This is a genomic window from Paenibacillus sp. GD4 (assembly GCF_030846225.1).
GTDB classification, from domain to species: domain Bacteria; phylum Bacillota; class Bacilli; order Paenibacillales; family NBRC-103111; genus Paenibacillus_G; species Paenibacillus_G silviterrae.
The window spans coordinates 2,533,749-2,552,191 of record NZ_JAVCYK010000001.1 but is presented as its reverse complement, the minus strand read 5'-3'; the positions used below and the strand labels follow the sequence as shown (position 1 = coordinate 2,552,191).

General features: G+C 48.4%; 24 protein-coding genes and 1 tRNA gene. 20 read left to right on the top strand and 5 right to left on the bottom strand.

Going from position 1 to position 18,443, the window contains the following annotated elements:
* Positions 1-55: 55 nt before the first annotated feature.
* The 8 genes from mnmE to RAC89_RS12020 all read left to right on the top strand — a co-directional run bounded on the left by mnmE (position 56) and on the right by RAC89_RS12020 (position 8,733).
* Positions 56-1,432, top strand: coding sequence for a tRNA uridine-5-carboxymethylaminomethyl(34) synthesis GTPase MnmE (gene mnmE, locus RAC89_RS12055; RefSeq protein WP_306616089.1), 1,377 nt, complete (start codon positions 56-58; stop codon positions 1,430-1,432).
* Positions 1,433-1,466: 34 nt separating this feature from the next.
* Positions 1,467-3,359 (top strand): tRNA uridine-5-carboxymethylaminomethyl(34) synthesis enzyme MnmG, encoded by a 1,893-nt coding sequence (mnmG, locus tag RAC89_RS12050; protein WP_306613753.1) that lies wholly within the window; start codon positions 1,467-1,469, stop codon positions 3,357-3,359.
* 6 nt (positions 3,360-3,365) lie between these two features.
* On the top strand, positions 3,366-4,091 hold the full coding sequence (gene rsmG / locus RAC89_RS12045; RefSeq protein WP_306616088.1) for a 16S rRNA (guanine(527)-N(7))-methyltransferase RsmG: 726 nt from the start codon (positions 3,366-3,368) through the stop codon (positions 4,089-4,091).
* Between the two features lie 225 nt (positions 4,092-4,316).
* Positions 4,317-5,144: a nucleoid occlusion protein gene (gene noc / locus RAC89_RS12040; protein ID WP_284643037.1), complete on the top strand. Its 828-nt coding sequence runs from the start codon at positions 4,317-4,319 to the stop codon at positions 5,142-5,144.
* Positions 5,145-5,264: 120 nt separating this feature from the next.
* Positions 5,265-6,023: a ParA family protein gene (locus tag RAC89_RS12035; protein WP_284643035.1), complete on the top strand. Its 759-nt coding sequence runs from the start codon at positions 5,265-5,267 to the stop codon at positions 6,021-6,023.
* Complete coding sequence (locus RAC89_RS12030) at positions 6,020-6,886, top strand: ParB/RepB/Spo0J family partition protein (protein WP_306613750.1); 867 nt, start codon at positions 6,020-6,022, stop codon at positions 6,884-6,886. Before RAC89_RS12035 ends, RAC89_RS12030 begins: the two co-directional genes overlap by 4 nt.
* Before the next feature lie 161 nt (positions 6,887-7,047).
* Complete coding sequence (locus tag RAC89_RS12025) at positions 7,048-8,202, top strand: aminotransferase class V-fold PLP-dependent enzyme (RefSeq protein ID WP_306613748.1); 1,155 nt, start codon at positions 7,048-7,050, stop codon at positions 8,200-8,202.
* 33 nt (positions 8,203-8,235) lie between these two features.
* Positions 8,236-8,733, top strand: a complete 498-nt coding sequence (locus tag RAC89_RS12020) for a DUF4446 family protein (RefSeq protein ID WP_306613746.1) — start codon at positions 8,236-8,238, stop codon at positions 8,731-8,733.
* On the opposite strand, the gene yyaC is transcribed toward RAC89_RS12020, so the two are convergent.
* Positions 8,705-9,319, bottom strand: a complete 615-nt coding sequence (gene yyaC / locus RAC89_RS12015) for a spore protease YyaC (protein ID WP_306613744.1) — start codon at positions 9,317-9,319, stop codon at positions 8,705-8,707. The genes RAC89_RS12020 and yyaC overlap by 29 nt on opposite strands.
* Positions 9,320-9,462: 143 nt before the next feature.
* Here yyaC and RAC89_RS12010 point away from each other — a divergent pair, with 143 nt between their 5' ends.
* From RAC89_RS12010 to RAC89_RS11995, 4 genes are all read left to right on the top strand, one after another.
* Complete coding sequence (locus RAC89_RS12010) at positions 9,463-9,702, top strand: putative Se/S carrier protein (protein ID WP_284643026.1); 240 nt, start codon at positions 9,463-9,465, stop codon at positions 9,700-9,702.
* Between the two features lie 24 nt (positions 9,703-9,726).
* Positions 9,727-10,650: a mechanosensitive ion channel family protein gene (locus RAC89_RS12005; protein ID WP_306613742.1), complete on the top strand. Its 924-nt coding sequence runs from the start codon at positions 9,727-9,729 to the stop codon at positions 10,648-10,650.
* On the top strand, positions 10,650-10,880 hold the full coding sequence (locus tag RAC89_RS12000) for a DUF951 domain-containing protein (RefSeq protein WP_284643024.1): 231 nt from the start codon (positions 10,650-10,652) through the stop codon (positions 10,878-10,880). Before RAC89_RS12005 ends, RAC89_RS12000 begins: the two co-directional genes overlap by 1 nt.
* 89 nt (positions 10,881-10,969) lie before the next feature.
* Positions 10,970-11,060: transfer RNA gene (locus tag RAC89_RS11995), tRNA-Ser, on the top strand.
* 394 nt (positions 11,061-11,454) lie between these two features.
* On the opposite strand, the gene RAC89_RS11990 is transcribed toward RAC89_RS11995, so the two are convergent.
* On the bottom strand, positions 11,455-12,558 hold the full coding sequence (locus tag RAC89_RS11990; protein WP_306613739.1) for a stalk domain-containing protein: 1,104 nt from the start codon (positions 12,556-12,558) through the stop codon (positions 11,455-11,457).
* 267 nt (positions 12,559-12,825) lie between these two features.
* Here RAC89_RS11990 and RAC89_RS11985 point away from each other — a divergent pair, with 267 nt between their 5' ends.
* Positions 12,826-13,011, top strand: a complete 186-nt coding sequence (locus RAC89_RS11985; protein WP_306613737.1) for a hypothetical protein — start codon at positions 12,826-12,828, stop codon at positions 13,009-13,011.
* Positions 13,012-13,065: 54 nt separating this feature from the next.
* On the opposite strand, the gene RAC89_RS31850 is transcribed toward RAC89_RS11985, so the two are convergent.
* The 3 genes from RAC89_RS31850 to RAC89_RS11970 all read right to left on the bottom strand — a co-directional run bounded on the left by RAC89_RS31850 (position 13,066) and on the right by RAC89_RS11970 (position 14,120).
* Positions 13,066-13,464: a YhjD family protein gene (locus tag RAC89_RS31850; RefSeq protein WP_483874683.1), complete on the bottom strand. Its 399-nt coding sequence runs from the start codon at positions 13,462-13,464 to the stop codon at positions 13,066-13,068.
* A gap of 133 nt (positions 13,465-13,597) precedes the next feature.
* Complete coding sequence (locus RAC89_RS11975) at positions 13,598-13,855, bottom strand: hypothetical protein (RefSeq protein WP_306613733.1); 258 nt, start codon at positions 13,853-13,855, stop codon at positions 13,598-13,600.
* Between the two features lie 79 nt (positions 13,856-13,934).
* Positions 13,935-14,120 carry a YjzC family protein gene (locus RAC89_RS11970; RefSeq protein ID WP_284643016.1) on the bottom strand — a complete coding sequence of 62 codons (186 nt, stop codon included), beginning with the start codon at positions 14,118-14,120 and terminating at the stop codon, positions 13,935-13,937.
* Positions 14,121-14,349: 229 nt separating this feature from the next.
* On the opposite strand from RAC89_RS11970, the gene rpsF reads away from it, so the two are divergent.
* The 7 genes from rpsF to RAC89_RS11935 all read left to right on the top strand — a co-directional run bounded on the left by rpsF (position 14,350) and on the right by RAC89_RS11935 (position 18,417).
* Positions 14,350-14,634 (top strand): 30S ribosomal protein S6, encoded by a 285-nt coding sequence (gene rpsF, locus RAC89_RS11965; protein WP_284643015.1) that lies wholly within the window; start codon positions 14,350-14,352, stop codon positions 14,632-14,634.
* Between the two features lie 43 nt (positions 14,635-14,677).
* Positions 14,678-15,166, top strand: a complete 489-nt coding sequence (gene ssb / locus RAC89_RS11960; RefSeq protein ID WP_284643014.1) for a single-stranded DNA-binding protein — start codon at positions 14,678-14,680, stop codon at positions 15,164-15,166.
* A gap of 49 nt (positions 15,167-15,215) precedes the next feature.
* On the top strand, positions 15,216-15,500 hold the full coding sequence (gene rpsR / locus RAC89_RS11955) for a 30S ribosomal protein S18 (RefSeq protein ID WP_284643013.1): 285 nt from the start codon (positions 15,216-15,218) through the stop codon (positions 15,498-15,500).
* A gap of 143 nt (positions 15,501-15,643) precedes the next feature.
* Entirely contained in the window at positions 15,644-16,423 is a 780-nt protein-coding gene (locus RAC89_RS11950) for a stalk domain-containing protein (protein WP_306613730.1), read from the top strand.
* Between the two features lie 228 nt (positions 16,424-16,651).
* On the top strand, positions 16,652-17,068 hold the full coding sequence (locus tag RAC89_RS11945) for a CBS domain-containing protein (protein WP_284643011.1): 417 nt from the start codon (positions 16,652-16,654) through the stop codon (positions 17,066-17,068).
* 108 nt (positions 17,069-17,176) lie between these two features.
* Positions 17,177-17,479, top strand: a complete 303-nt coding sequence (locus tag RAC89_RS11940; RefSeq protein WP_284643010.1) for a MazG-like family protein — start codon at positions 17,177-17,179, stop codon at positions 17,477-17,479.
* Between the two features lie 5 nt (positions 17,480-17,484).
* Positions 17,485-18,417: a DUF2232 domain-containing protein gene (locus RAC89_RS11935; RefSeq protein WP_306613727.1), complete on the top strand. Its 933-nt coding sequence runs from the start codon at positions 17,485-17,487 to the stop codon at positions 18,415-18,417.
* Positions 18,418-18,443 lie beyond the last annotated feature (26 nt).

Genomic DNA, 18,443 nt, shown 5'->3' with positions numbered 1-18,443 from the left:
TTGCGTTTTTTCTTAATTATGAACGTCTACGAAAGAGAAGAGGAAGGTATTTGTGATGATTGAGGATACGATAGCTGCCATTGCCACGCCCATGGGAGAAGGCGGAATTGCTGTCATCCGGGTTAGCGGCGATGAGGCGGTAGCGATAAGCGATAGAGTATATCGGGGCAAGACGAAGCTTACGGACATGGAATCGCATACGGTGCGGTACGGCTTCATTCATAATCCGAAAACCGGGGAACGGGTGGAAGAGGTACTGGTTACGATAATGAGGGCTCCCAAAACGTTTACCCGTGAGGATGTGGTGGAGATTAGCTGCCATGGCGGGTTTGTTTCCGTCAAGAAGGTGCTGGATCTGCTGCTGGAGCAAGGAGCGCGGATTGCGGAGCCGGGGGAATTCACGAAGCGGGCTTTCCTGAACGGGCGAATAGACCTGTCTCAGGCCGAAGCGGTTATCGATTTAATCCGTGCGAAGTCGGACCGTGCGTTCAAGGTGGCCTTGAAGCAATCGGAAGGCAGTCTGTCTCGTCAAATTAAGGTGCTTCGGCATCAGCTCGTAGAGCTTATGGCTCATATTGAAGTGAACATTGATTATCCGGAGCATGACGTCGAAGAGATGACGAATGCTTTTATTAAGGATAAATGCACAAATGCACTAGCTGAAATCGATCGGTTGCTGGTGACGGCGCAGCAGGGTAAAATTTTACGTGAGGGCATCACAACGGCGATCGTAGGCCGCCCGAATGTAGGGAAGTCCTCCTTAATGAACACTCTTGCTCAAGAGGAGAAGGCAATTGTCACTGAGATTGCCGGTACCACACGGGATGTCATTGAGGAGTATGTGCACGTCAACGGAATTCCGTTGAAGCTGCTGGATACGGCGGGTATTCGGGAAACGACAGACTTGGTCGAACAGATTGGCGTCGAGCGTTCCAGGAACGCTTTGTCGGAGGCGGATCTCATTCTCTTCGTAGTAAACGGAGCGGAGCCGCTCCAGCAGGGTGAACATGAATTGATCGAGCAGCTGCGTGAGCGTCAGGTCATCGTAATTGTCAATAAGTTAGATTTACCGCAGGAGATTGAACTGAATTACCTGGTAGAAGTGTTTGGCGATGAACGGGTCGTTCGGATGTCCCTCCTGGAGAATCAGGGGATTACCGATCTCGAGAAGGCGATAGCCAGCATCTTCTTCAGCGGTCAGCTGGAGTCGGGGGACCTAACCTATGTAAGCAATGTACGCCATATTCACTTGTTAAAGCAGGCGCATAGCGCTTTATCCGAGGCTTATGAAGCAGCGGAAAGCTTCGTGCCGATTGATATGATCCAAATTGATATACGCAACGCTTGGGAGCAGCTAGGCGAAATTATTGGAGATTCAGTTAGTGATTCGTTGATTGATCAAATCTTTTCACAATTTTGTTTGGGTAAATAAACGTTTGTCATTTTGTTAGGGGGTAAGTGGAAAAATGGGATACTCAGCGGGACAATATGATGTGATTGTCATCGGTGCGGGACATGCCGGATGTGAATCGGCGTTGGCCGCGGCGAGGATGGGCTGTGAGACGCTGCTGCTGACGATTAACCTGGATATGGTTGCTTTCATGCCGTGTAATCCTTCGGTTGGCGGTCCGGCCAAGGGGCATGTGGTGAGGGAGATTGATGCGCTTGGCGGAGAGATGGGGCGCAATATCGATAAAACATATATTCAAATGAGGATGCTGAACACAGGGAAAGGGCCGGCGGTTCATGCGCTTCGTGCCCAGGCGGATAAGTTCCTTTATCAACATACGATGAAAGAGACGATCGAAAAGCAGGAGCATCTGACGCTGCGCCAAGGTCTTGTAGAAGAGCTAATCGTAGAAGAAGGGGTTTGCAAAGGGGTTGTTACGAAAACCGGCGCTACCTATTATGCCAAAGCGGTGGTCCTTACTACGGGGACGTATCTGCGTGGGAAGATCATTATGGGCGAGCTGATGTATGAGAGCGGCCCGAATAATCAGCAGCCGGCGGTGAAATTGTCGGAGAGCTTGCGCAAGCATGGGCTGGAGCTTGTGCGTTTCAAGACAGGTACACCTCCGCGCGTCCACCAGGACTCCATTGATTTCTCGAAAACGGAAATTCAGCCCGGGGATGAGAAGCCAAAGTTTTTCTCTTTCGAAACGACGCAAGAGGTGCCGAACCAGCTTCCGTGCTGGCTGACCTATACTTCGGAGCAAACACACCAAATCATTAATGATAACTTGCATCGGGCGCCTATGTTCTCCGGTGCGATCGAGGGTACGGGCCCGCGCTATTGTCCTTCCATCGAGGATAAGATTGTACGCTTCGCCGATAAGCCGAAGCACCAAATTTTCTTGGAACCGGAAGGCCGGAACACAAAGGAATATTACGTCCAAGGCTTATCGACGAGTATGCCGGAGGATGTGCAGCTGCAAATTTTACGTTCCATTCCAGGTTTGGAAAAAGTTGAAATGATGCGTACCGGCTATGCCATTGAATATGATGCGGTAATACCGACACAGTTGAAGCCTTCGTTAGAGACAAAGGTAGTGGACGGTTTGTTTACTGCAGGCCAGATCAATGGAACATCGGGTTATGAGGAAGCGGCCGGACAGGGCATTATGGCGGGAATCAATGCCGCGCGTAAGGTGCAAGGAAAAGAAGCGGTGATTCTTGATCGCTCCGAGGCCTACATCGGGGTATTGATTGATGATTTGGTGACGAAGGGTACGAATGAGCCTTATCGATTGCTTACTTCGCGTGCTGAATATCGACTGCTGCTTCGTCATGACAATGCAGATCTTCGTCTAACTCCGATCGGTTATGAGATCGGCCTGATTACAGAGGAGCGTTACGGCCGATTCCAAGAGAAGATTCGCAAGGTGGAAGAGGAGAAGGAGCGCTTGAAGTCGGTCAAGGTCAAGCCAGTGGAGGCCCAGCCGCTGCTTGCTTCATTAGGCAGTGCAGAGCTAGTGAACTCGGTGGATCTACTCACTCTGCTGCGTCGACCTGAGGTGCTGTTGGAGCATATCCATCAGATTTCTCCCGCACCGTATGAGATGACGGAAGAAGAGAAGGAGCAAGTAGAAATTCAAGTGAAGTACACCGGGTACATTGAGAAGCAGCTGGCTCATGTAGAAAAGCTTCGTAAGATGGAGCAAAAGAAAATTCCGGATGATATTATATATGAGGATATCCATGGGATTTCTACGGAAGCGAAGCAAAAGCTGGCAAAGATCCGTCCGATCTCCATCGGGCAAGCATCTCGAATATCCGGCGTTACACCTGCGGACATCTCGATTCTTCTTGTTCATCTGGAGCATTACAACAAGGTGCTTGCTACTAGAGGTACAGTGTAGATGAAGATGGATGCGGTTCAGGCTCAATTCGTTGAACTTCTCACAGCAAGGGGCATTACCCTTTCGGAGACACAGCTGGAGCAATTTGAGATCTATTATCGAGAGCTAGTCGATTGGAACGAGCGGATGAATCTAACGGGGATTACGGAGAGGGAGCAGGTATACGTCAAGCATTTCTGCGACTCATTATCTGCAGCGTTCTTTGTGAATATGGATGGAGTGGAGCGTCTGGCCGACATCGGTTCGGGCGCCGGCTTCCCAAGTCTGCCGCTCAAGATTGCTTTTCCTCACGTTAAAGTGACGATTGTAGATTCATTAAATAAGCGAATTCAATTCCTTAAGCATGTTGTGGACGCAATGGGCGTGCAGGGAGTGGAGTGCGTACATGGTCGTGCTGAGGATGTTGCTAGGCAAGCGGCCCACCGGGACCAATATGATATGGTTACGGCTCGAGCGGTTGCCCGAATGGCTGTACTGAATGAATTCTGTCTTCCTTTCGTAGCTCCTCACGGGCGCTTCGTGGCCATGAAAGGCAGTGAGGTGGATGAGGAACTGAAGGAAGCGGAATTCAGCTTTAAGGAGCTCCGTGCGAAACATCAGTATACGCATCGATTCCAGCTGCCTGTGGAGGATTCAACACGCCATATTATTATAATTGAAAAGACGGGCGCCACTCCGGCGAAATATCCACGCAAAGCGGGAACCCCTTTAAAGTCGCCGCTGGTAAAATAGTGTTCCACGTGGAACATATTACATGTGTTTTTGTGAAGAACTCCAAGAATGTTTTTCTTTCCTAGGTTCGGCAGGAATTTTCACGTTCTTGGAGAATTATATATGTTAGTCGATCGAATCGCCTCGGATACCGCGTTAACTTGTCTAACGACGACGTATTCGGGCGTTTTTCATCGTAGTTAAGATATTTATATTTCTTGGCAAAAAGATCGGGTGGTTATCAGGATGAAGGAACAAATCTCAAAGTTGTTCGGTTTTTCGGAAAAAACGTCAACAGATGCAGCAGACGAAGTGAAGAATGTTCCTGTCAATGACATCGTGCCAAGTCCTTATCAGCCAAGGACTATTTTTGACGACGAACGCATTGAAGAATTGTGTCAGACGATAAAAACACATGGCGTCATTCAGCCGATTGTAGTACGAGTACGTAACCAGCAATTTGAGCTGATTGCGGGAGAACGTCGTCTGCGGGCGGTCAAAAAGCTGGGCTATGACACCATACCGGCCATTATTCGTGATTTCAATGATTCACAAGCTGCTTCGATTGCTCTTATTGAAAACCTTCAGCGCGAGAATTTAACGGCGTTAGAAGAAGCTATTGCTTATCAGCAATTAATCGATATGCATAGCTTAACGCAAGAAAGCCTCGCGCAACGTTTAGGAAAGAGTCAGTCTACGATTGCCAACAAGATTCGGCTGCTTCATTTAAGTGATCCGGTCAAATTGGCCTTGATGGAACGAAAAATAACGGAACGCCATGCCCGAGCGTTGTTGGCACTTGACCAAGAAGAGCTTCAGGTGAAAGTACTGGAAGACATTATATCGAAAGAATTGAATGTGAAACAGACGGAAGCCAGAATCGCTCTGTTGAAAGAAGCGATCAAAGCCAAGAGTAAGCCGAAACGAATCTCCTATTCGAAGGATGTACGGCTGGCCTTAAACACCATTCGACAGTCCGTGGATATGGTATCTTCCTCCGGTCTTCCTATTAATACGGTGGAACAAGATTACGAGGATCATTATGAGATTGTAATTCGGATTCCGAAGCGATAAAATGAATAAAGAGTTTCTTGTTGTAGTAGACGACATTAGCCTCGAAAGAGGCTTTTCTTTTCGTCTTTTGTCTATGAAGCTAGCAGAAGAAGTATTCAGTTTTAATATGAGGTGAATGTTTTGTCTAAAACCATCGCCATAACGAACCAAAAAGGCGGAGTTGGGAAAACCACGACGTCTGTGAATTTGGGCGCGTCACTGGCATCTCTAGGTAAACGAGTGCTGTTAGTTGATATCGATCCGCAGGGAAATACGACTAGCGGCATCGGTGTCAATAAAGCCGACGTAAATTATTGTATCTATGACGTATTAATCAATGATGTTCATCCTAAGGATGCGATGGTAGAAACGGCGATTCCGAATTTAAAGATTATTCCTGCAACCATTCAATTGGCGGGTGCGGAGATCGAACTGGTACCTACCATTTCTCGGGAAGTGAGGCTGAAGAAATCTCTTCAGCTCGTGAAGAACCAATTCGACTATATCTTGATCGACTGTCCTCCATCGTTAGGCATCCTTACTGTCAACTCGTTGACGGCCGCAGATTCCGTAATTATTCCAATCCAATGTGAGTATTATGCTCTAGAAGGCTTGAGTCAGCTGTTGAACACGGTGCGGCTGGTTCAGAAGCATTTGAACACCACTCTTCAAATCGAAGGCGTGCTATTAACGATGTTTGATGCACGCACGAATCTTGGAATGCAAGTCATTGAAGAAGTGAAGAAGTATTTCCAACAGAAGGTATACCAAACCATTATTCCTCGGAATGTCAGACTAAGTGAAGCGCCCAGCCACGGGCAATCGATCATCACTTATGATCCTCGCTCTAAAGGTGCCGAAGTGTATCTGGAGCTGGCAAAGGAAGTGATCTCACTGTGAGTAAGGGGTTAGGGAAAGGCTTGGGTAAGGGCTTGGATGCACTCTTGCCGGCACTTAGCATTAATGAAGACGATAAAGTCGTCGAAATTCCGCTATCGCAGCTTAGAGCCAATCCGTATCAGCCAAGACGTCATTTCGATGAAGAATCCATTCAAGAGCTGGCAACTTCGATCAAAGAGCATGGTGTCATTCAACCGATTATCGTTCGAAGCGTGCTGAAGGGCTACGAAATCATAGCCGGGGAAAGGCGGTATCGTGCTTCCCAGGTCTGCAGCCTTCCGACGATACCAGCTGTCGTTAAAAAGTTTACCGATCAACAAGTAATGGAAATTGCCCTGATCGAGAACATTCAGCGTGAGGATCTTAATGCCATGGAAGTGGCGGCGGCTTATCAAGCGTTAATCGATCAATTTTCTTTAACTCAAGAAGAGCTTTCCGTTAAGGTGGGGAAGAGCCGGTCGCATATTGCGAACTTCCTTAGATTGCTCCAGTTACCGGAGGAAGTGAAGCAATATGTTTCACGTGGAACATTGTCGATGGGTCATGCCAAAGCAATTGCCGGTTTGAAGGATAAAAAGCTGATTCGGGCATTGGCTGAAACGGCGATTCGCGAAGAGTGGAGCGTTCGTCAGCTGGAGGAAGAAGTGAAGAAGCTCGAAACGCTGCAGGACATGAAGAAAATCAAACCGAAAGCGGTGCGCAAGGATCCTTACATTAATCAGCTGGAAGAATCTCTGAGAGAAGTGTATCGAACTACAGTGAAAATAAAGCACAGCAATAATAAAGGGAAGATCGAGCTTTTATATTATTCCAAGGACGACTTGGACCGGTTATTGGAGCTTCTGCAAGGAAAAACATCGTAATATAAGATAGCATACCTGGATGATGGCCGATGCAATGGGCATCCGGCACACTGGGTATGCTATCTTTATGATTATAGACAGTACATCTTTGCCGAACCTTGTACATATAGCTGTGGGTTGTCAATATTATATAATACTGGTAAGAAAGCAGGTGACGTGAAATGAGCTTAATCTATCTTGATAACGCAGCTTCCTCTTGGCCCAAACCACCCCAAGTGCTGGAAGCCATGAGGCTGAGCATGGAACAAGCCGCGGCGAACCCGGGACGGGGAAGCCATCAGATGGCTGTTCAAGCAAGTCGTGTGCTGTTTGAAGGGCGGAAACGTCTGGCAAAGCTGTTTAAAGTAAAAAATCCGAATGATATTGTATATGCTTTGAATACGACCATGGCATTAAATCTTGCCATTAAGGGATTCGTAAAAGAGGGAGATCATGTAATTTGCACTGCCGTTGAGCACAATTCGGTGAGAAGGCCGCTTGAATATTTGAAGAGAACCAGAAACATTCAGGTAACCTATATTCAAACGGATAACCGCGGTCACATGGATGTGAATGAAGTGGAACGACAAATGACGAACCGAACCACATTGATGGTTTGTACGCATAGCTCCAATCTGCTGGGGAGCATATTGCCGATTGCAGAGCTTGGTGAATTATGTCGGAAAAAGGGTGTCAAGCTGCTGCTTGATGCTGCCCAAAGCGCAGGAACGCTGGAAATCGATGTCGAGGCGATGGGCATAGACATGCTGGCTTTTCCCGGCCACAAGAGCCTGTTGGGTCCACAGGGCACAGGAGGGCTTTACATCCATCCTGGGATCGATCTGGAGCCGTTGCTTCATGGCGGGACAGGGAGCCAGTCCGAGGCCATAGAACAGCCCCTTGTGCGTCCCGATCGTTACGAAGCAGGTACACCGAATACAGTAGGGATTGCAGGACTTACGGAGGGCGTGAAGCTTATTCTAGAGGAAACGGTGGAGAGCATTCACAAGAGAGAGTGGGAGCTTACTCAGAAACTGATGCAAGGACTTCAGGAAATTGAAGGTATCACTATATATGGACCAGAGATCGGACAAAATAAAACCGGCATCGTCTCCTTTAACGTGGGGCAGGCGGATTCCTCAGAGGTGGCTTTTATTTTGGATCAATCCTTTCAAATCGCTGTCAGGGCCGGGTATCATTGTACACCGCTTGCTCACGAAATGGCCGGTACGCTGGATAAAGGGGCGGTTCGGGCGAGCGTAGGCTTTTACACGAAGGCTTCGGAGATTGACCAATTGATCGGTGCCGTTAAGGAAATCGCACAGCACATGAAGTGACATAGAGAAAGAAACGTGGGGGGGCATAGCCGTATGGGAGAGACGCTGTCCGGATTACCGGTTGAAGTGGTGCTGTTTTTTGCAGGAATCGTTACGTTGTTGTTCTTGATTGTAGTCATAAGCTTATGGGTGAAAATGAATAAGCTTCGCAAATCCTATCAGAAGATGCTGAACGGATCGGGAAGCTTGGACGTGGAGCAAGTGCTGATTGATTTGCAAAACCGTTGTAATGATCAATCAAAAAGAATGGATCTACAAGAGCAAACGATACTGGCTATGCAGCAGCGAATGCAGAAGATGAAATCGAATATCGCGATCCAGCGGTATAACGCTTTTGCTGAGAGCGGAAGTGACCTGAGCTTCTCGCTCGCTTTGGTGGATGACGAGATGGATGGTCTCATCTTATCTGGAATACACAATCGTGACCACACCTTTGTTTATGCCAAGCCGGTAGAACAAGGGCAGTCGAAATATACTCTTTCTCCGGAAGAGAAGGAAGTGCTTACTCGATCTTTGCAAAAGAAGCAGTAGATCTCCGATTGATGCCTTTTAGTGCTTGCTGAAACGATTTGGCAATGACCTCAGACATGTTCATAACTAAGCTGAGCCGCGTGTTTTGAAGCACAAAATACTCCATAAATCCGCCGACGTTGACAATGCCTGTTACGTGCATATTGCCGACAGGGGGGAGCTCCTTGTTGACGCCGGCACCGGGCTTCACCGGACCATTGCCAAGCTGAATGCAGCCCACGCTGGTGAGCTGACCAAGACATGCATCAACAGCAATGATAAACGGATTATTGAAATGCTGATAAATGGTGGTTAACGTTTCATTTAAATTCATGGCATGGACGGGATGATCCAGCGTACCATATAAATGAAGATCGTCAATGTTCGATTTTTTTAAGTGAGTGCCGACCAGCGGTCCTAACGAGTCTCCGGTCGAGCGGTCCGTTCCCACACAGACAACAACCACCGGCTGATCGGGAGAAACCGAATGAAGTGCAGTTGAAAGCTTTTCGGAAAGCAGCTCGATGCTGTTGGTTTCGGTATGCATGATTTTGATGATTTCATTCTCTTTGGGCTTAGGGTTGTCTCTATGAAAAGGAAGTTTCATATGGTTGTCCTCCAGTAGGGAAGGAATGGTAAGGCGATTTTTACTAGTATACGAGTGAAGATGCATTTTTATACGTGGGCTAGTAAATTCATTCTTACGTTTGCTAGACAAGCTGAATGAACGGGGAAGGGGCTGGTTTCTGGATGCTTATGGCTTTTGATTCCACGCAGCAGGCGTTGAGAGCAGAGATGCTTCTGGAGTATGCGGAGATCGAGAACGATATGTGCCCGACACCAAAGGAAATCACCGCGGGCTGTGCTTTATCCTTAGAGTTTCCTGAGGAGGAGCTGGAGGCGGTAAAACAAATTATTGCCGAAGAAAAGGTAGAAATAAGGGGCATTTATTTTAAAAAGGATGATAAGTATGTTACCATTGATCTGTAAGGCAGGTAAGGACGCTTGAATAAAATGTTAGTATGGTTTGTTTCCAATGGGGAGGCGGAGGGAGAAAACATGGAAGCCAGCTGGCTGCAGTTTAAAGAAAAGCTGCTCGGTTATATCACGGACCCGAATGTATGGACAAATCTATTCCTAGTTCTTGTAAAAATTATTCTTATATTCATTATAGGTAGAGTGATTGTAAAGGTTTCGTTGAAAGCCTTGGAGCATATGATGGTGGAACGGGAGCGAAGCCCGCTGAAGTTCGATTCGCGGCGCACGAAAACCATTGGCAAGTTGATGGGCAATATCGTCACGTATGTCGTGAATTTTATCATGATCCTGATGATTTTGGCACAATTCGGCGTGAGTCTGGCGCCGGTGCTGGCTGGGGCCGGTGTGCTTGGACTCGCCATCGGGTTCGGCGCACAGAGTTTAGTGAAGGATGTAATCACGGGCTTTTTCATTATTTTTGAGGATCAATTCGCGGTCGGCGACGTAATTCAGATCGGACAGCTCAAAGGAACTGTGGAGGAAATCGGTCTGCGGGTTACCCGAGTAAAGAGCTGGACCGGCGAAGTACATATTATCCCCAATGGGACTATTCAGCAGGTAACTAATTTTTCTGTGCATAACTCCTTAGCTATCGTTGATGTGCAGGTGGCTTATGAGGCGGATCTGGATAAGGCCGTACGGGTATTGGAAGAGGCTGTAAAGGCCAATTACGAATCGAATGTGAATATGGTGAAGGCGCCGGATGTACTGGGTGTACAGATGCTTGGGGCGACGGATGTAACCTTGAGAGTAACTGTAGAATGTAAGCCTAATATGCATGCTGTGGTAGCACGTGAATTGAATGGCGTGATAAAGAGGGCATTCGAGGCAAATGGGATCGAGGCTCCTTATCCTAAGATGGTCACCTTCCAAAGGTCGGAGAGGGCGGTCGGGCAGTAGTGGAAAAGAAGGAATATCAGTTGGGCGATGTTGTCATGATGAAGAAGCCGCATCCCTGTGGAACAAATGAAATGGAAATTATCCGCATGGGAATGGATATTCGGATCAAGTGCGTAGGCTGCAAGCATAGTGTGCTGGTGCCTAGAGCGAAGTTCGAGAGCAAGCTGAAGAAAGTACTGCGATCGACGGCTTCAACCGAGCCGAATGCGGGAGAAAAAGAGAAAGAGTAGCAGGGGAAAGCAAGGCAAAAAAAGGCTTTAAACAGGGGTTGCAAAGGGATAGGACCTGTGCTATTATAGTCCTTGTCCCTTTGAAACGCGGAAAGGTACCCAAGAGGCCCAAGGGGGCTGACTCGAAATCAGCTAGGCGGCGCAAGCCGTGCGTGGGTTCGAATCCCACTCTTTCCGCCATACATACACAAGCCGACGACCAGTAGGGTCGTTTTTTTGTTAGGCGGGAAAGAACACGTGGGGTGAGAACCGAAGGTTCGTCGGAGCGCAATCTTCTTGACATATATAATACAAATAAGCGACTCCTAAGGGAGTCGCTTTTTTAGTGCTTAGCGTGCCCGGAAAGCAAACGCGTCTTCTAGCAGGTGAAGTCCAGTCGCGGGAGGGGAGAAGCCCTCATGAAGCTAGGATGCCTGTGTATTGTCCCAAAGCAGCCTGCATTCCCCAGTAAAAAAGGAAGGAAAAGGGGGAGGAGATGGCGCCCCTCCCATTCCGCGGATCCGTAGTGTTTTCTGTTAGCCCAAAAAGCGCCGGTTCGAAGGGGGAATTCCACCTGGAAGCCGACGCTTATCGATTATTTAGGGGCTTTCACTTCAACCTCAGCCTGATAAATTCCTTCAACGAGCGGACTGAATTCAATTTCTGCCGACTCGGCAAATTGCCCTTTGTTTCTTTTACGGACGAGAAGCTGTTTGGACTCACCATCCTTTGAAGTATGTTTGGCAGTTACTATATATGTGCCGACCGGTACATCGTTCATGCCGAAACCGCCTGGGAAGTTATAGCCATGCCCGGTGATGACTTTGCCGGTGCTTCCACCCGCCAACGTACCGACAGGGGTAAGAGTTAATTCAACCTGATCTTCCTTATACCCCTCTATGAAGCTATTCAAGTCCATATAAAGGTACAGCTCACCCTTGACGGTTTCCGATTCGATGGTGAAATTACGGATAGCGCCTGTATTCCCTGCGAAGGGCTTGTCGATCTCGGGTGTTAGGTCCACAACATATCCTTCTATGGTATGGGAGCCGCCCATATTCCAGGTGGTGGCCAAAAGCGGCAGTTCGATCCGATAATACCCGTTTGCATCGGTAACGGTTAGCAGGTTGCTGTTGTAAAGAAGCTGGTTATCGGCGAAGATGTCGGCTCCTTCTACAGGTTTGCCCTTGGCATCGACGACCCGGCCCTTAACGACATAAGGCTCTACCTGCGTAGGTGAGACGGCTGTACGAATTTGAACGGTAGCTTCGCTTCCCGTGGTGGAGAAAGTGACCTGATAGCCGCTATTCTCCGAGACAAAGCGAAGCGGAACCATGGTACTGCTATCGATGATCTGTGCTGGTACGTCCAAAGGAATGGAACGGCCGTTTACCTTTGCTTCGTTATGATCGATCGTTAACCGAATTTCCAGGCCATCTCTTGTTCCTACAGCTTGCTTCAACTGCCCGGTGTCGATCCACTCAACGGTAAATCCAAGGGTCTCGAAGAGCTTTCGGAAAGGGACGAGTGTTCTCCCATCTTTAATAAGCGGCTGTGCATCCGTAAAATGAATCGGTTCTCCTTCCAAGTACACACGGACGGCCGTCCCCTCGGCAAAAACAGACGGAATGGGAAGTGACAATAGAAGAACAGTGATGAAGAATAACTTGAAAGACCGGTGAAACGGGAAATGGGCCATAATGACAATCTCCTTTCCTTTTCAAAAAACAGATGATTACGTCTGCTACACCGATCTTCTCAGTGCAACAACCTCATCCATTATATTCCATACGGTTCTAGAGTTCATGAAGCTTTTGAAGCAATTTTGAAAGTGTGACGAGGGATGACTGCCGATTATCATAAAAAAATGTGAGGCAGCACGAGCATTCGACAGCACCCGCGTATAACCTATGCAATAATCAATTATGAAACAAAATGTATCATTCGGGAAAGGAGTGAATTGTTGATGGCAGGAAAGAAGACTTACGTGCGTCCATTCGTTCTGAGTCACGACTTAATTCAATTTGAGACGGCTCAGAGCTGGAACCGGGGCGAAGGAAATCTCGACCACCCGGGGACGGGGAATGACGGAATCAATTATCCGAACGACCCTTATACAGGGGACCGACCACAGGATTGGTTCGGAGGATAAGCCAAATCGGCGGTGCCGGTGTTATTCGTTACACCGACAGCGCCGATTTACACTTTACAGCTTCATATGAATCGGCAAATCGTTACGTAAGTACCTCGATGGGTTTTCCGCTAAATATTTTCTCATCAGAAGCTCCGCCTCAGCACGCAGGGAATCATTAAGGATGCCAAATTCCCCGGGACAGCCGCGGCACTGGTATTCTGTCCGGATCCCGGCAGAGGTTCTTTCGCAATCAAAGATTTGGATGCCGTTCCTCCGAAGATGACGGCGGGCTTCCACAAGATCGGCCGTTACTCGGTCCATGGCTTGTCGAAGTGCATCGACATACGGCCCGGGCGTCTTTACAACAGAAGCAATTCTTTTGGCATCACGGTCAAAGGCGGTTAGGAGCAAGGGGAGTAGTAATATTTGTTTAATGCATCGTAGTTCTTCGGTTGTGATCGACCTTGACATAAAAGAAATCACCACCCATAATAGAACGTATGTTCCTATTATGTTCGATAGTACTGATTTTAGTCAAGAAACACAAAAAACTCACACTCCAAAGGTCCATTGGAAGAGCGTGAGTTCACATATCGATTGAGCGTTACGATTGTTTTCGGCGGGAACGGCCCATGTATGCGAAGCGATCGCATAAATAGCCGATCAATGTCCAAGATACGATCGTTGTCAAATACAGCATGATAAAGTTTACATCGGTATATTCAAAGAGCGGCCAGATCCAGGCAGGGACACTAAGAGAATAAAAAAGAAGGTACACGGCATCGTTCTCATGTCCGACGAAGTGAAGAAAGCAAAGCGCGATCCCCAGCAGGGTAAAGTAAAAGGTTAACGTATATTTCATCGCTGATTCTCCTTTTGGTCGATGAGGGCGGAGCTCCACCCAGGACAAGCCCTTGGCAACAAGCTCCGCCGGATTCTGGTTAGCCGCGGAATACTTTTTTCCACTTGCGGTTATGGTTGGTGGTTTCCGGGAAGCGGTCGCCCTTCTTCAGGGTCACGATCTTAGGATTGTTAATCCCTGTGTGAATCGCGTTCTCGCCAACCTCCATATACTCGCCATCATTCGGCGCATGATCGCCGGGACGGAACTGTGTCCATTCACCCATGCCAGATCACCTCCTGTGTCGTTCTGCTGTTAGATTCTCCTTGAACTGGCGCGTGCATGATGATAAATAATTACCAAACCGGTTTTTGTCGGAACATGCTGGCAATGCGCTTGCCTTGAGGCTTGGTTTTTGCTATAGTGTTATGGTGCGAGTTTTGATACGAATGTATTTTCTTCTCGCTCCTTGCTCCTGATTCCAGGGGCCGTTTAGTCCAAAAGGAGGTGACAACATGCGCAAATATGAAGTGATGTACATTATTCGTCCCGAGCTGGACCAAGATGCGGTTGCAGCAACAGTGGAGAAGTTCGCGAACATCATCAACAACGGTGGCGAAATTACGAAATCCGATGTAATGGGTAAGCGCCGTCTTGCGTATGAGATCAACAAGCTTCGTGATGGTCATTATGTATTGGTTCATTTCAATGCTAACAATGACGTAATCAATGAGCTTGACCGTGTGATGAAGATTTCCGACGAAATCATTCGTTACCTGATCGTTAAAGACGTAGCTTAATTGCATTACTGATTCGTAATTCGAATTCCGGGAGGGTTTACCAGTGTTGAATCGTGTCATTCTGATCGGCAGACTGACTCGCGACCCTGAACTGCGTTATACGCCGGCAGGAGTTGCAGTAACTCAGTTTACCCTTGCGGTGGATCGCCCGTTCTCGGGACAAGGAGGCCAGCGTGAAGCGGATTTTATCCCTGTCGTGACTTGGCGGCAATTGGCGGAGACGTGTGCGAATTACCTTCGTAAAGGACGATTGGCTGCAGTAGAGGGCCGCATTCAAGTGCGCAACTATGACAACAATGAAGGTCGGCGCGTATATGTGACGGAAGTCATTGCAGACAATGTGCGTTTCTTGGAATCCGCGAATAGCGGAAACCGTGAAGATGGTGGCTTTACGCCTCCTCCTAGCAGCGGTGGTGGTCAAGGCGGCGGTGGTAACCGCGGCGGCTACAGTGGTGGTGCACGTGACAACCAGGATCCATTCCAGGATGACGGCAGACCGATTGATATTTCCGATGATGATTTGCCATTCTAAGCTAGCTTAGGGTGGACGAACACTCCATAACAGAAAGGGATGAAACAGAATGGCTTTCCAAAAGAGAGAATCCGGTGGCGAAGATCGCGGCGAGCGCAAGTTCTCCGGTCGTGGCAAAAAAGGCGGCAAGCGCCGTAAAGTTTGCTACTTCACCGTGAACAAGATCAAGCACATCGATTATAAAGATATCGAGACGCTTAAGAAGTTCATCAGCGAGCGCGGCAAAATCCTGCCTCGTCGTGTAACAGGAACTTCCGCGAAGTATCAGCGTGCGCTGACTATCGCGATCAAGCGTGCCCGTACGATTGCATTGCTTCCTTACACAACCGAATAGGTTGATTGGACAGAGAACGGCAGACCTAGCAGCTAGGTGTGCCGTTTTTTGTCGTATACAAGACTATCATTCCGTACGGCAAATGAATTATAGTAATAGTGTTGGATACATACGAAAAACAAAGGTAAGGGAGAGGGACGCAGATGAAAAAAGGGATACTCACGATGCTGCTGCTGCTCGGTATAACGAATATAGCCAGTGCTTCAACCTTGAATGGGGAATTCGAGGGAAATCCGATTGTAAAGGTAGAAGCGGGGGAGCAGGAGCTGAAGGTAGAGGATGTTCCGGCGATCAATTACAAAGGGCGGACCATGGTGCCCATCTATCTGCTAAGGCAGTTAGGGGCCGAGGTGACATGGAACGACGCCTCCTACAGTGTCAGTGTAGCATTGGACCAGACGAAGTCCGCGGGGGCCAATTCGGGGGCATCATCACCTGCACAAGGGCAGGGGCAGCCGCAGCCGGTTCTAACGCAAGAACAGAAGGAGCTGGAGCTGATCAAGCAGGTATATCAGACGCTGCATGAGCTCGATCAGGAAATATGGTCCTTTACGGAGCGGCTAGGTGCTTTTAAGGAGCTGGATAACGCAGCTGACTTTTCATTTCAATTAGATGCAGACCTACAAAGTCTCAGTCAGCAATATATGGACTTCATGGCACTTGCTCTTAAGGTAAGCGAGAAGGTAAAAACAAAAAATAAAATATTCGAAATCATCCAGAGTCAAAGCAAGGTAATGGAACAACTTAACAAAACAAAGGGCATTATCCAGTTTTGGATCAAGGCGAAAAACGACACGAACCTTAATTCGACTATGAATACGGCTATGTATAATACCCTGCAGGAAGCGCAGAGAAATTTGGCGCACACCAACAAAGTGATACGCGAGCTTGCCTTAAAGGATATCCAGAAGCAGCTCCCATAGGAGATTTGCTCTAGATGTATGGCAGCAGAACCAGAGGTTCTGCTGTTTTTGTTGTAATGAAGTATCTTCCATGACAGCGGTAACATATAGATAAGATAGTGGACAATGGCTGTAGAGCCTGCACCTACATTTTCCCTGAGGGGGAGAAGATGGTATGATGAAGGGGTGGGCATGAACCGGTGAATCGTTCGTGAGATTCCAAAGACCCGATGAAAGGCAGGGAGAGCTGTGAATATTGCTTTTTTTCTCGTGCCCAAGGATGACGTTATTTATTTATCTCCTCATTCGACCATGCGTCAAGCCTTGGAACGTATGGAATATCATCGCTATTCGGCGGTGCCGCTAGTGGATGATGACGGCAAGTATGTAGGCACGATTACCGAGGGGGATCTGCTATGGAAGCTGAAGCGTTCTCCGGAGATCGGCTTCGAGAATGCACACCGTGTGCAGCTGAAGGATGTGCCGCAGCATATGACGATCAAGCCCGTCCGGATCGCACAAAATATGCAGGACCTGATCACCCTTGCGACCAATCAGAACTATGTACCCGTCATTGATGATAATGAGGTTTTCATAGGAATTATCCGCAGGAGAGAAATTATCGATTATTGCTTCAAGCTCTGGCAGGCCGAACAAAGAGTGTAAAAGTGTGGTATAATGAAATGAAAATCAATCAGGTGCCGCCGGTCTTCGGGCAAGTCGGGCGACCGGCGGACGAACAAGTCCGATTAGGGGAGAGGCGGCTTGTAGTGGATGGATAGGGACATGGATTTGGCCAAGCGTGCCAAGATCATCGAATGGCTGAAGACCGAGCTGGTAGACCAGATGGCTCATTTACTCAAGGGCATATGGGAAGGCAGCCAGCATAAAATGATAGACGGCCTGGCAAGTCTTGTCGCTTGCTGCTATATACTCGGTCGCCGGCTTGGCATCTCCTTGCGCAGCCTCGATGAAGCGGTGCTCGACAAGATGAAGAAGCATCGGGAAGAAGGGCATCAGCTCGAGGAATGGTACGGCGATATTTCCGCATTGGAAGATCATTTGCGTAAGAGGTGAACAGTTTGGAGACGCAGAAGTCTCGCATGCTCACATGGAGCATCGTGTATATTCTTATTTTGCTTTCGATGTTTTTCCTGCCTGTGATCAATATGGTGACATCCGCCTTGGTCATGGTGCCCGTGCTCGTGATGTACACGAAGCTCCCTGCCAAACGGTTCGCTTTACACTATGCGATTAGCTTGGCTGTGGTTTATCTGGTTGTCTCCTCGATTTCGGCCGGATGGGTAGGAGCGCTTATCCTGTCCATTGCGCTGTTCTTCCTGCCGCCGGTAATCCAGATGGGCAACCTGTACAAGAAGCGCGCATCCGCACGCTCGGTGATTACCGCAGGTACGGTAACCCTGCTTGGAGAGCTGCTGCTTGGTCTGGTGGTCAGCCAGCTGTTCGGGCTGAACCCGCTGGGGAAGATGAAGCAGTTCATGCTGGGGAGCCTGAATAGCCTTCCTGCGCAGCTGCAGGAGCTCATTCCTATGGATAAGGATATCCTGGTCCAGCTCATGACACAGATGCTGCCGGTGTATATGATCGGCTTCGGCCTATTTTACGCGGTGGTTACGCATTGGCTGGCTCGCAAAGCGCTTGTACGCTCCGGAGAATCGATTTCGAAATACAAGCCGATCCGGGAATGGATGCTTCCGAAGTCGTTCGTATGGTTCTACCTCATCTCTCTGATCATGGAGATGTTCGTGAGAGATACGCATTCGGTATTCTTTACGTTGCTGCTTAACCTGATGCCGCTGCTCACCTTTGCATTTGCGGTTCAAGGGATTGCCTTCTTGTTTTATGTGGCATATTCCAAGGGCTGGAACCGGGCTTTGCCGATTATCGGCATCATCTCGCTCTTCGTCTTCCCGCCGGCGTATTTTGTGATAAGCTTACTGGGTGTGTTCGATGTGGCATTCCCGATCCGCGATCGTCTGGCTGCTCGCAAGTGATTACTTTTGTGGTGGAAAAGATAGGA